At 32.3% G+C, this 11,970-nt stretch carries 11 protein-coding genes and 2 pseudogenes; 8 read left to right on the top strand and 5 right to left on the bottom strand.

Annotated elements, in window-relative coordinates:
• A pseudogene (locus tag QZ260_RS10210) lies at positions 1–356 on the top strand (peptidoglycan synthetase); the annotation flags it as partial.
• A 202-nt stretch (positions 357–558) separates the two neighbouring features.
• On the opposite strand, the pseudogene QZ260_RS10205 reads toward QZ260_RS10210, so the two are convergent.
• From QZ260_RS10205 to QZ260_RS10195, 3 genes and pseudogenes are all read right to left on the bottom strand, one after another.
• Positions 559–914: pseudogene (locus tag QZ260_RS10205) on the bottom strand (DUF2200 domain-containing protein).
• Positions 915–946: 32 nt separating this feature from the next.
• On the bottom strand, positions 947–1,231 hold the full coding sequence (locus QZ260_RS10200) for a hypothetical protein (RefSeq protein ID WP_295985784.1): 285 nt from the start codon (positions 1,229–1,231) through the stop codon (positions 947–949).
• A gap of 111 nt (positions 1,232–1,342) precedes the next feature.
• Positions 1,343–1,948 carry an FMN-binding negative transcriptional regulator gene (locus QZ260_RS10195; RefSeq protein WP_295985782.1) on the bottom strand — a complete coding sequence of 202 codons (606 nt, stop codon included), beginning with the start codon at positions 1,946–1,948 and terminating at the stop codon, positions 1,343–1,345.
• A 195-nt stretch (positions 1,949–2,143) separates the two neighbouring features.
• Between QZ260_RS10195 and QZ260_RS10190 the strand changes: the two genes are divergently transcribed.
• The 6 genes from QZ260_RS10190 (at position 2,144) to QZ260_RS10165 (ending at position 8,734) form a co-directional block, all read left to right on the top strand.
• Positions 2,144–3,271 (top strand): FIST N-terminal domain-containing protein, encoded by a 1,128-nt coding sequence (locus QZ260_RS10190; RefSeq protein ID WP_295985779.1) that lies wholly within the window; start codon positions 2,144–2,146, stop codon positions 3,269–3,271.
• Positions 3,265–5,013 carry an ATP-binding protein gene (locus QZ260_RS10185; protein ID WP_295985777.1) on the top strand — a complete coding sequence of 583 codons (1,749 nt, stop codon included), beginning with the start codon at positions 3,265–3,267 and terminating at the stop codon, positions 5,011–5,013. The genes QZ260_RS10190 and QZ260_RS10185 overlap by 7 nt, the downstream gene beginning before the upstream one ends.
• Before the next feature lie 74 nt (positions 5,014–5,087).
• On the top strand, positions 5,088–5,786 hold the full coding sequence (gene radC / locus QZ260_RS10180; RefSeq protein ID WP_295985775.1) for a DNA repair protein RadC: 699 nt from the start codon (positions 5,088–5,090) through the stop codon (positions 5,784–5,786).
• Positions 5,786–7,087, top strand: coding sequence for a polysaccharide deacetylase family protein (locus QZ260_RS10175; RefSeq protein WP_295985773.1), 1,302 nt, complete (start codon positions 5,786–5,788; stop codon positions 7,085–7,087). Before radC ends, QZ260_RS10175 begins: the two co-directional genes overlap by 1 nt.
• Positions 7,077–7,766, top strand: coding sequence for a YjjG family noncanonical pyrimidine nucleotidase (locus tag QZ260_RS10170; RefSeq protein WP_295985771.1), 690 nt, complete (start codon positions 7,077–7,079; stop codon positions 7,764–7,766). Before QZ260_RS10175 ends, QZ260_RS10170 begins: the two co-directional genes overlap by 11 nt.
• An 80-nt stretch (positions 7,767–7,846) precedes the next feature.
• Positions 7,847–8,734 carry a hypothetical protein gene (locus tag QZ260_RS10165; RefSeq protein WP_295985769.1) on the top strand — a complete coding sequence of 296 codons (888 nt, stop codon included), beginning with the start codon at positions 7,847–7,849 and terminating at the stop codon, positions 8,732–8,734.
• 113 nt (positions 8,735–8,847) lie between these two features.
• On the opposite strand, the gene QZ260_RS10160 is transcribed toward QZ260_RS10165, so the two are convergent.
• Entirely contained in the window at positions 8,848–10,125 is a 1,278-nt protein-coding gene (locus QZ260_RS10160) for a replication-associated recombination protein A (RefSeq protein ID WP_295985786.1), read from the bottom strand.
• Between the two features lie 285 nt (positions 10,126–10,410).
• On the opposite strand from QZ260_RS10160, the gene QZ260_RS10155 reads away from it, so the two are divergent.
• A complete protein-coding gene (locus QZ260_RS10155) occupies positions 10,411–11,142 on the top strand; it encodes a rhomboid family intramembrane serine protease (RefSeq protein ID WP_295985767.1) in 732 nt (243 codons plus the stop codon).
• Between the two features lie 70 nt (positions 11,143–11,212).
• Here QZ260_RS10155 and rlmB read toward each other — a convergent pair whose 3' ends face one another.
• Positions 11,213–11,950, bottom strand: a complete 738-nt coding sequence (rlmB, locus tag QZ260_RS10150; RefSeq protein WP_295985765.1) for a 23S rRNA (guanosine(2251)-2'-O)-methyltransferase RlmB — start codon at positions 11,948–11,950, stop codon at positions 11,213–11,215.
• Between the last annotated feature and the right edge of the window lie 20 nt (positions 11,951–11,970).

Genomic DNA, 11,970 nt, shown 5'->3' with positions numbered 1-11,970 from the left:
CCAAAGTTCTGTTTTCATATTGTTCTTTAACAGCATTGGTTGCTTGTTTAGAGTTGCATACATACAGTAGTTTAAACGCTGAATTTTTAAAAGAATATAACGGCGCACTGGATGCCGCAGATGTTGCTGTGGTATTTTATTCACCACACGCTGTAGAAATTAAAAAACTTGAAGAAGTAACTCACCAACAAATCGCTAATGCTTTTCAGCGAGAGGATTTAATTATTTATACCAATCCAGACAATTTTAAAGACTTTTTATTCTCACAAAACTTTGATGAGAAAGCGTTGCTTTTAATGAGTTCTGGTAATTATGGTGGATTGGATTTTGAAGCTGTGAAAAAGTTAATACGTTAAGTTTTTCATCCTTAACTTGATTCAGGATTTTATTTGTTTTCATGAAGTGATAGTCGATTTCACATCAAGTGCTGAATGATGAAACAGTTTGATTGGGTAGTTTTTTTGTAAAACGCTAAACGGCATGTCTATAATTATTTATAGCCTATGTTCTTAGTAGAGTTTGAATCATTTATGTCGATCTACTTTTAATTTATGCAACTCATAAAATTTTATCCATCATACGACCTTTTGCTAACTCATCTACTAGCTTGTCCAAATACCTTGCCTGTTGCGTTAACGAATTTTCAATTTCTTCGACCCTATATCCAAAAATTACGCCAGTAATATATTGAGCATTTGGATTCAATTTGGCCTTCTTGAAGACCGATTCAAATGTTTCTTTTTTTTTCAATAAGGTCCGCTAATTTGTGTTCATCAAATCCCGTTAACCACTCAATTACTTGATTCAATTCTTCTTTCGTTCTACTTTTTTTCTATTTTCGAAACATAATGAGGATAAACCGAGGCAAATACCATTTTTGCTATGCGTTCATCATGATGGCTTGTTGTACTCAAATCTTGCTACGAATTTGTTTTTACTATCTTATTTAATTGCCCGAAAACGGAGTTCCAAATATTCCAACTGCTAGTTCTATCCAAATTAGAATTAGGATAATAAAAATAGCGCCCAATAAAACCATTTTGTGTTTTCTATTCTTTGTTTTCCTAATTACAATTTCGGATATCAATCCTGCTCCGAATAATAGACCTCCCGCGACTATAAAATCTGCTGCTGTCCAATTTACTTCATCGGTAAATTGCATGGCTATAAATGGAATTAGCAAGATGAATAATATAATTGGAAATAATATTTTAAGTCTTCTGTTTTGCATAGTCTTAAGCGCCCGTTTAAGTCTAATAATTGCTAATAATCATTGACCGACAAAGAGGCTATTAGTTTTTTTTCGAGCTTTTTACGAAGTTAGCTAATTGGTCTGATAAAGTCAAGTTTCCCTTTTAAAACACTTTTCTAAAAATGCCTCAACACTCTTTTGATTAGCTCGAACCAATTCGGTTCTAGCATTTTCAATATCCTGTGGTTTTTTATCCTGAGAGAGTTTAAACTTCCCTTCCCAAGAGTCAATGGATATTTCAAACATTTTTATGTAGTCTAAAGCGCCTTCCATTCTTTTATTATCAGTATCTAAAACATATTTATGATCTGGTGCTTCAAGAAAGGCGGTCATTGTAATTAAAGAATTTTTTAAAGCTTCTTTACTTTCAATAGCTTTTACTTTTCCTTTTAAATGAACTCTAATATAATTCCAAGTTGGTAATTGTTTGGTTGTATATATACTTGGTGAAATATAACATTGTGGACCCGAAAAAATAATAGTGATATCGTTATCATTTTTTAAAACTTCAGCTTGCGGATTATAAATATCAATATGCCCAATAAGGTTGCCATCATCATTATAAATTAAAGGCAAGTGTGTTATTAGTGGCTCGTTATTTTTAACTGAAACTATGGTAGCTAAAGGATACGTTTTAATCACTTCAATCATGTGATTGATATCGTTGTTTTGATGATGTTTTGGTGGGTAGCTCAAAGTGTGTGTCAATTCCTCTAAGGGGACTCTTATGATTTTAGTTATTAATTCTCTTGCTTTTGAAATTTACGACAAATGTATTTCATTAAAAAACATAAAACATACTCTATTTCTTACTTATTTATATTTTTTATCGATTAAATGTTGTAATTAACTGATAAAATGTTTATCATTGAAATGTTAATATCCCCAATTATGAAAGTTCAACAAATATCATTAATCGAAAATAATTGGTTTGAACAGATAGAATCGATACATATTGATGCTAATTTATTCTTATTATTTATTTCACCAGACTTTAACTTAAAGGATGACGTTTTACTTTCGCTAAACCTTAAGTATCCGAAATCTACAATAATTGGATGTTCTACTGCTGGCGAGATATCAGATGTCACTGTAAAAGACAAAACTATTTCATTAACAGCTATTCAACTAGAAAAAACGACATTAAAAAAGGTTTCTTTTCAAATAAAGGATATGAATTGCAGTTATAAAGCCGGTGAGGAAATTGCTAATAAGCTTAACGATAATGATTTAAAGCATGTCATTGTTTTAAGTGATGGATTAAACATTAATGGTGCAGATTTAGTCTCGGGTTTAAAATCAAAAATACCGCATGTAAGCATTACAGGCGGATTAGCAGCAGATGGTTCAGCTTTTAATAAAACGTTTGTAATTAATGACGGTAAAATAGTTGATAAAACTATAGTAGGACTTGGCTTTTATGGCGATGATTTAAAAGTAGGATATAGCTCTAAAGGAGGATGGGATAGTTTTGGGATTGAAAGATTGGTAACAAAATCGAATAAAAATGTGCTTTACGAGTTGGATGGCATGCCAGCTTTAGAAATTTATAAATCATTTTTAGGTGAATATGCAAATGATTTGCCTAGTTCGGGATTGCTTTTTCCATTAAGTATGAGAAACAGTAAAAACACAACGCCGCTCGTAAGAACTATTTTAGCAATAAATGAGGAAGATCAAAGTCTCACTTTTGCTGGTAACATACCCCAAGATTCTTATGTTCGATTAATGAAAGCAAACATAGATAGATTAATTAGTGGGGCTGAAGATTCAGCAATTTCTGCAAATAAAAATTTAAAAGAAACATCGGAGTTAGCAATTCTTATTAGTTGCGTTGGTAGACGATTGGTTTTAAAACAATTGGTAGAAGAAGAAGTAGAAGTAGTAAGAGATGTTATAGGCGATAAACCATGTATTACAGGATTTTATTCCTATGGTGAAATTGCCCCATTTGGAGAATTTTCACCTTGCGAATTACATAATCAAACCATGACAATAACAACACTTTCAGAATGTTAAATAATGATTTGCATAGACTTTTAAAACGCCAGCTTAAAAAAGCAGGCTTAAATGATTTGGACAATCCCGGGATGGCCGATTTTTTAACTACAATTAATAATGCTTATAAGAGTTTTGATAAGGACATTTATCATATTGAAAATATTCTTGAACAAAGTTCAAAAGAACTTTTTGCAGCAAATCAAAAATTAGTTAACGAACGAGATACGACCAAAACTAAATTAGAAAATTTAGTGGATAATGTTGGAGGGGTTATCTTTGAAACTGACATAGACGGGAATTTCACGTTTTTAAATAATGCCTGGAACGAATATTCAGGATTTACTATTGAAAAGACACTAGGTAAAAATTTTAAAGAGTTTTTAGTTACTAAAAACATTGAAGGAAATAAAGAATTCCAAGAATTATTCTCTAAGAAAAGGAAGCGCATTGAATTTATTTTTAAGTATAAAATTAATAATAAATTAATGTGGTTTGAGTTAAAGTCAAAACTAATTAAAGATAATAATGATTTGCCAACTGGCTTTATTGGCACAATTATAGACGTCACAGACTTGAAAGAAACAGAAGTAGAGTTACAAAAAGCGAGTAAATCTAAGGATGAGTTTTTATCAACGATGTCTCATGAAATCAGAACACCTTTAAATGCCGTTACGGGATTAACAAATATTCTATTAATGGAAGATTATTTGCCAGAGCAAGTTGAGAATCTTAAGGCTTTAAAATACTCTGGAGAACATTTGTTAGGTCTCATAAATGATTTGTTAGATTTTGATAAAATTAAATCCGGAAAATTAAAAGTTACAGAAAAAGATTTTAGCTTACATTATTTTTTAGAAAACATAAAATCTCACTTTCAATTAAGGGCCGAGAAAAAAGGTGTGGTTTTTAATGTTAAAAAAGAAAATGATCTCCCAGATAATATTATTGGTGATAAATTAAAACTCACTCAAATAGTAAAAAACTTACTAAGTAACTCTCTGAAGTTTACTGAAAAAGGAAGCATTGTTCTTAGCGTTGAAAATTTAGGGATTAATAATAATAAGATTAGTCTGAAGTTTAGTATTGTGGATACAGGTATAGGAATATCAAAAAGCAGGCAAGAATCAATATTTGATAGCTTTATGCAAGCTAATTCCGAGACTTCAATAAAATATGGAGGTACTGGTCTTGGATTATCTATTAGTAAAAAATTATTAAACCTGCAGGATAGTGATTTAGTAGTTGAAAGCACGTTAGGGAATGGAGCAACTTTTTCTTTTGAAATTAGGTATAAAGTAAGTAATAGGCTTAACTTATACGAGCCTGCTATGATAAAAATGCAGCCAAACTATGAGCCCTTAAATATAAATGTATTGGTGGCAGAAGACAATAAGATGAATGTCCTTATTTTAAAAAGATTCTTTTTGAAATGGAAAGTAAATTATAAAGTAGCAGAAAACGGCGAAGAAGTTCTTAAGTTTTTTGAAAGGTCTAATTTCGATTTTGATTTGGTTTTAATGGACTTGCAGATGCCCGTTTTAGATGGTTATCAAACGGCTAAATTTATTAGAAATATATCAGATAAATCTAAAGCAAATATTCCCATAATAGCCTTAACGGCATTTGCTCAAACCGATATTAAAGAAAAAACTAAACACTATAAAATGAATGGATTTATGGGTAAACCATTTAATCCTGAAAAACTTTATAAGTTATTAAAGTCTTATTCTAACGATGCTCTAAATGAGCAAGTTATTTAGTTGCTATTAGAAAGATAAATAGATATACTACTATTTTTATTGTTTGTAAAGTATTCAATATTTATCTTTAACCAATGCAAGAAAAACCAGCGTCATTTTCGATAAAAAACTGGAGTCAAGACGATCAACCTCGTGAAAAATTATTGTATAAAGGTAAAGCAGCTTTAAGCGATGCAGAGCTCGTGGCTATTTTAATTGGTTCAGGTAACCGTCAAGAAAGTGCTGTAGATTTATGCAAACGTATTTTAGCCAATACCAATAATAATTTAAGTGCCTTAGGGAAACTCTCCATTAAACAACTTATGGAATATAAGGGTATTGGAGAAGCTAAAGCCATAAGTATTATTGCAGCCTTAGAATTAGGAAGACGACGCAGGGGAGAAGAAGCCCTAGAAAAAAATAAGATTACATCGAGCTCATCTGTTTTTGAACTCATGCAACCTGTTATTGGCGAACTTCAGCACGAAGAATTTTGGATTATCTACGTTAATAATTCTAATAAAGTCATTCAAAAAAATCAATTAAGTAAAGGCGGTATAACAGGCACTTTGGTTGATGTGCGCTTGGTACTAAAAAATGCTTTAGAAGTTGGTGCCACAGGATTAATATTAGCTCACAATCACCCATCTGGAACATTAAAGCCTAGTGAAGCGGATAAACAAATTACCCAAAAATTAAAAGCTGCTGCACAAAGTTTAGATATAAAAGTTCTAGATCACCTAATTATAACAGAAAAAGCATACTTTAGTTTTGCTGACGAAACCATACTTTAATGCTTTTAGTATATACCCATAAAATATCACCTAGGTTAAAATATGTTTTTAAACATATTTGTACTAGAGTTCTAGGTATTAAAGTGAGTTTTACAACCAAAATAGAAGCCTTTATTGCTCACGACAGTCTAAAAATGTCATATACAAAGCAACAATTAGGTAATGAGTTTTTCATTAAAAGTCATGAGATTCTATTTGAACAAGGCTTAAGTGATATCGAAATTAATATTCAGGATTGGGGTAATACAAAGTGCTTTTTTTCTCTTGGAGAGAAGAGTGCGATGCCTTTTGATATTTTTTCGGCTTCCTTTTATTTATTATCAAGATATGAGGAGTATTTACCGCATGTAAAAGATGAATATGGACGTTTTACGGCCACGGAAAGTTTAGCTTATAAAAAAGGGTTTTTGCATCAACCTGTTGTAGATATTTGGGCCTATAAATTTAAAGATATTTTACAAAAGCAGTATCCAGAATTTGAATTCCCAAGAAGGGCATACCAAATAAAACCTATTATAGATGTTCCAAGTGCTTATAACTACAAGTTAAAAGGTATTATGCGAACCTTAGGTGGAGCCATTAAAGATGTTTCAATGTTGAGACTTAGAAGTTTATACACTCGGTTTACTGTGCTGCTTGGATTTAGGCATGACCCCTTTGATACTTTTAAATATGTAATTAATAGACAGAAACACACCCGTTTTAAATTTATTTTCTTTTTTCTAATTGGAGGATATTCTACTTATGATAAAGGGATAAACCCGAATAAAAAAGAGTTTGTTTCTCTTATTAAACATGTTGGTGATTATTGTAAAGTAGGACTAAAAATATCTTATTTTGCCTTAGGGGATATTTCCCTTTTAAAGAAAGAAAAAGTAAGAATGGATAACATTTTAAATACCAATACAAAAGCGTCGAGACAATCTTTTTCAAAACTGAATTTACCAGAATCCTATAGAAACTTAATTGATTTAGAAATACAAGAAGATTATACCATGGGTTATGCAAGCCACATTGGTTTTAGAGCAGGATCTTGCTCAACTTTTTTGTTTTACGATTTAGATTACGAAGTACAAACCCCACTTAAAATTATCCCATACCATCTAATGGATTATGCGCTTTTAAAACACAAATCGTTACTTGATAAAAAGAAAGTTATAAATGAAATAATCCATGAGATAAAGCAAGTTAATGGCGAGTTCGTGCCAGTATTTCACAACTATACTTTTGGTGAAGATAACAGATGGAATGGATTTAAAGAATTGTTTAATTTAATATTAGATTCTCCAAATGAAGCTTAAAGGAATTACAGATGTGTTCTTCGATTTAGACCATACGCTTTGGGATTTTGATAAAAACTCTGCGTTAACTTTTGAAAAAATTTTTAAAATCAATAATGTTGATGTAAGTGCTGATGATTTTTTAACCCATTATGTCCCCATTAATTTAAAGTATTGGAGACTTTACAGAGAAGATAAAATAGAAAAAAGTGCTTTACGTTATGGAAGATTAAACGAAACTTTTAAAGCTATTGAATTTGAAGCTAATGATGATTTAGTGTATAAGCTATCTGATGATTATATAACACACTTATCTACATTTAACCATTTGTTTGAAAACACCTTTGAAATTTTAGATTACTTAAATCTAAATTATAACTTACATATTATAACCAACGGATTTGATGAGGTGCAGTATAAAAAGATGAGCCATTCTAAAATCGATCATTATTTTAAAACCATTACCAATTCTGAAATTGCTGGGGTGAAAAAACCAAACCCTCTAATCTTTGATTTTGCTTTAGACCTTGCTAATACAAATGCAAGTAAAAGTGTTATGATAGGGGATAGTTACGAAGCAGATATTTTAGGAGCAATAAATATTGGTATGGATGTTGTTTTTTTCGATGTGAACAACAAGACTGTAGATAATAGCATCAGGCAAATAGATAATTTAATACAATTAAAGAAGTACCTGTAAGTTTTACTAATACATGAATGATATTTTATAAATGCGCGTAACGTATCTTTACAAATAGAATTGAATAAAAAACCAACAACATGAAGACTAAATTTTTTACGATACTACTCACCTGTTTTATTGCAACATCTGTATTTTCTCAAGTGACTATAAATAGTTATAAGTATGTTATTGTGCCGAATAAGTTTGATTTTTTGAAAGCGAAAGACGAATATAACTTGAATTCGCTGACAAAATTTTTATTCAATAGGTATGGTTTTGAAGCGGTAATGGAAGGTTCAGATTACCCTAAGGATTTAGTTTTAAATAGATGTTTAGCTTTAGAATCTGATGTAACAAAAGAATCTGGATTATTTAAAACCAAACTAAAAATAGAACTTAAGGATTGTAATGACAAAGTCTTATACACGTCTCCTTTGGGAGAAAGTAGAGAAAAAGAATATAAAACGGCATTCAATCTGGCGTTGCGCGATGCTTTTAAATATTTGGAAGCCACAACATATAAGTACGAGCCGAATGAAAATATAACCTCGATTAGAACCACAGCGCAGCCCGGAGTTAAGAATGAAGTATCTGAAGAAATACAACAGTTAAGAAAAGAAATAGAAAACTTAAAAAACGAAAAAGTTGCTGAATTGGCTATAGTTAAAAAACCTATAGTTAAAACTCAAAAAGTAGTTGTGGCGCAACCAAAACCAGTGATAGACATACTAGGAAAGGTAGCTGAAGAAAAAAGGACTGTTATTGAAGGTGCCTCAAATGTATTGTATGCACAAGAAATTGAAAACGGATTTCAGTTGGTTGATAGTTCGCCAAAAGTGATATACAGAATAAAGAACACCAATTTAAAAAATGTGTTTTTAGTTGAAGGCAAAAACGCTATGGTTTACAAAAAAGGAGATGATTGGGTAATAGAATATTATTCTGGTAGTACTCTAGAGCAAGACCCATTAAATATTAAGTTCTAAGTTTTATTTATAACGTGAATTTGCGATAGGGATTGTACGACATGTTTGAGCTCGCCAACGCGGGAGGAAGCGAGTAGAGAAAGCCCGACCCTTGTGGTAACGCCCAAATAAATTTAATAATCGTATTTATCTTTCCAGCGTTGTTTTAAAAATTCGCGATGTGCGTTTTCACGAGTGTTATTCCCTGGTTCGTAAAATGTCGTGTTTTTTATCTCGTCTGGCAGAAATTCTTGAGGTGCAAAATTATTTTCGTAGTTATGTGCGTACTTGTAATTGTCGCCATAACCCAACTCTTTCATAAGTTTGGTAGGTGCATTTCTAACCTCTAGAGGCACACTTAAATCGCCAGTTTGCTTAACCAATTGCTGCGCCTTACCGATAGCCATATATGCGGCATTACTTTTGGGCGAACAGGCCATATATGTGGCACACTGACTTAAAATAATTCTAGATTCCGGAAAACCAATGGTCGAAACCGCTTGAAAAGTGTTATTAGCTATCACCAAAGCCGTAGGGTTGGCGTTCCCAATATCTTCGCTTGCCGATATCAATAAACGGCGTGCAATAAACTTAACATCTTCGCCACCTTCAATCATGCGTGCTAACCAATATACTGCACCATTTGGATCGCTACCACGAATAGATTTTATAAATGCCGAAATAATATCAAAATGCTGCTCACCAGTTTTATCGTAGCGAACTATATTGTTTTGTATTTTTTGTAAAACGTCTTCATCCGTAATTTCAATAGTATCGGTATCGTACGAATTGACTAAAAGCTCAAAAATGTTAAGCAATTTTCTTGCGTCACCACCAGATAGCTTTAAAAGGGCGGTGGTTTCCTTAAGTGTTATGTTTTTTTTAGATATATGTTCATCCGTTTCAATAGCCCGCTTTAAAAGCGTTTCTAAATCGGTTTTATCAAAAGCATTTAAAACATAAACCTGGCAACGCGATAAAAGTGCTGAAATAACCTCGAAACTCGGATTTTCTGTAGTTGCACCAATAAGTGTAATCCAACCCTTTTCAACAGCTTGCAATAAAGAATCTTGCTGAGATTTACTAAACCTATGGATTTCATCAATAAACAAAATGGGGTTTTTAGTAGTAAACAATCCGCCACTTTGTTTTGCTTTATCAATAACCTCTCTAATGTCTTTAACACCAGAATTTATGGCACTTAAAGTATAAAACGGTCTCCCAGATTCAGTTGCAATAATATTTGCTAAAGTTGTTTTACCTGTTCCAGGAGGTCCCCAAAAAATCATGGAAGGTATTAAGCCTTGCTTTATGTGTTGGGTTAATGCACCATCTTTGCCTACCAAGTGTGCTTGACTCACGTAGTCTTTTAAGGTTTTTGGTCGTAACCGTTCCGCTAAAGGGGCATTCATATCCATGAATGTAAAATTACACGAAATTATTTAAGTTTTGGACGTGTCCTTACAGAAAAGTAAGGTCGAGCTTTACTCGTTGGTTTAAATTTTTAAATTAAAGAACTCATGAATATAAATATTTCGACACTCAATCTTTTGGTTTTAAAGGAATAAAAAGGATTTCAAACATACCGTTCAATCCCTGCCTACCGCCAGGCAGGCCTCACGCGAGAATATTGAGTGCTTATCTGCCAATTTAGCACAAAACCAAAAGTTGGATAACAATTTGCTACATTTAGTATAATGAAAAACAAAGAACATTTTAAATTCTCAACGGGTGTAGTGGCGTACCCCGTATTTTTTGTACTCATTATTTGGTTGGTATTCTGGTTCGAGGTGCGTTTTGGTTACAACTTTAGTAAGTATGGTGTATTTCCACAAACTTTAAAAGGTTTAAGAGGCGTTTTATTAAGCCCGTTTATTCATGGCGATATCAAACATATTTATCATAACACGGTGCCTTTATTTGTCTTATCTACGGCATTGTTTTACTTCTATAGGCACATCGCTTGGAAAGTCATTCTTTTAGGTATTTTATTATCTGGTTTTCTTACTTGGTGCATGGGCAGACCATCTTATCATATCGGGATAAGTGGTCTTATTTATGTTTTAGTCAGTTTTACATTCTTTAAAGGTGTTTTTGCAAAACATTATAGACTTATAGCCTTATCGCTTATGGTTATATTTCTTTATGGGAGTATGATTTGGTATACCTTACCCATAGAAAAAGGTATTTCTTGGGAAGGCCACATGGCAGGTTTAATAACAGGGTTGTTATTTGCTTTAATTTTTAGAAAAGAAATTGCAAAACCTAAAAAGTATGTTTGGGAACACGAAAACTATAACGAAGAAAACGATCCTTTTTTAAAACATTTTGATGAAGACGGAAATTTTATAGAAACTGTTGAGCCCGAAATAGAGGAGAAGCAACTCAATATAAGTTATACCTACAAAAAAAATCCTGAGAAAGATTAATGGAAAACAGGTTCAATAAGTTTTGTTCTAAAAATTAATGAGAACAACTGAGACTGAAAACTGCGACTATCTACTTCATTCGTTGTCTTACCACTTCATATAAAAAGGCACCACAAGCTACAGAAACATTTAAAGATTCAATATCACCCAGCAATGGCAGTTTAGCTTTGGCATCTACAACCTTTAAAGTAGAAGGGTTTATACCTCTACCCTCAGATCCCATGATTATAGCACAAGGTTCAACAAATGAAACATCATATAACGTGTCTTTTGTTTTTTCGGTAGCAGCAATAACTTTTATACCAGAGGCCTGCATGTAAAATACGGCATCTTTTATATGGTCTACTTTACAAATCGGAATTTTAAAAACAGCACCAGCACTTGTTTTAATGGTATCGCCATTAACAGGTGCTCCACCTTTTTTTTGAATAATAATACCATCAACACCAGTACATTCTGCAGTTCTGATAATAGCACCAAAATTTCTAACATCACTTAATTGATCTAGTAAAAGAAAAAGTGGTGTTTTCCCAGATTCCATAACATTGACAACTAGAGTTTCCATGTCGTGAAATTCAATAGGCGATATTTGAGCAACCGCCCCTTGATGGTTTTTATTGGTTAACCTATTCAGTTTTTCAACAGGAACATAAGATGAATTAATACTGTTTTTCCTTAAAACAGATTCTAATTCGCCAAATAATTCGCCCTTAAGCCCTTTTTGCAGAAATACTTTATCAATGGTTTTACCAGCATTTACAGCTTCTATAATAGCTCGTATTCCGAATATTTGTGTTTCATTTTCCATTGGGGTAAAGGTATAAAAAA

The organism is uncultured Algibacter sp. (assembly GCF_905480415.1).
GTDB lineage: Bacteria > Bacteroidota > Bacteroidia > Flavobacteriales > Flavobacteriaceae > Algibacter_B.
Note: the sequence above shows the minus strand (reverse complement) of the source record. Positions and strands in the feature narration are given on the sequence as shown.

What these genes read in the sequence shown, in the direction of transcription:
- QZ260_RS10155 (WP_295985767.1), top strand. Translation starts at nt 10,411, where the DNA reads ATGAAAAACAAAGAACATTTTAAATTCTCAACGGGTGTAGTGGCGTAC.
- QZ260_RS10185 (WP_295985777.1), top strand. Translation starts at nt 3,265, where the DNA reads ATGTTAAATAATGATTTGCATAGACTTTTAAAACGCCAGCTTAAAAAA.
- QZ260_RS10170 (WP_295985771.1), top strand. Translation starts at nt 7,077, where the DNA reads ATGAAGCTTAAAGGAATTACAGATGTGTTCTTCGATTTAGACCATACG.
- radC (WP_295985775.1), top strand. Translation starts at nt 5,088, where the DNA reads ATGCAAGAAAAACCAGCGTCATTTTCGATAAAAAACTGGAGTCAAGAC.
- QZ260_RS10160 (WP_295985786.1), bottom strand. Translation starts at nt 10,125, where the DNA reads ATGAATGCCCCTTTAGCGGAACGGTTACGACCAAAAACCTTAAAAGAC.
- QZ260_RS10190 (WP_295985779.1), top strand. Translation starts at nt 2,144, where the DNA reads ATGAAAGTTCAACAAATATCATTAATCGAAAATAATTGGTTTGAACAG.
- QZ260_RS10200 (WP_295985784.1), bottom strand. Translation starts at nt 1,231, where the DNA reads ATGCAAAACAGAAGACTTAAAATATTATTTCCAATTATATTATTCATC.
- rlmB (WP_295985765.1), bottom strand. Translation starts at nt 11,950, where the DNA reads ATGGAAAATGAAACACAAATATTCGGAATACGAGCTATTATAGAAGCT.
- QZ260_RS10165 (WP_295985769.1), top strand. Translation starts at nt 7,847, where the DNA reads ATGAAGACTAAATTTTTTACGATACTACTCACCTGTTTTATTGCAACA.
- QZ260_RS10175 (WP_295985773.1), top strand. Translation starts at nt 5,786, where the DNA reads ATGCTTTTAGTATATACCCATAAAATATCACCTAGGTTAAAATATGTT.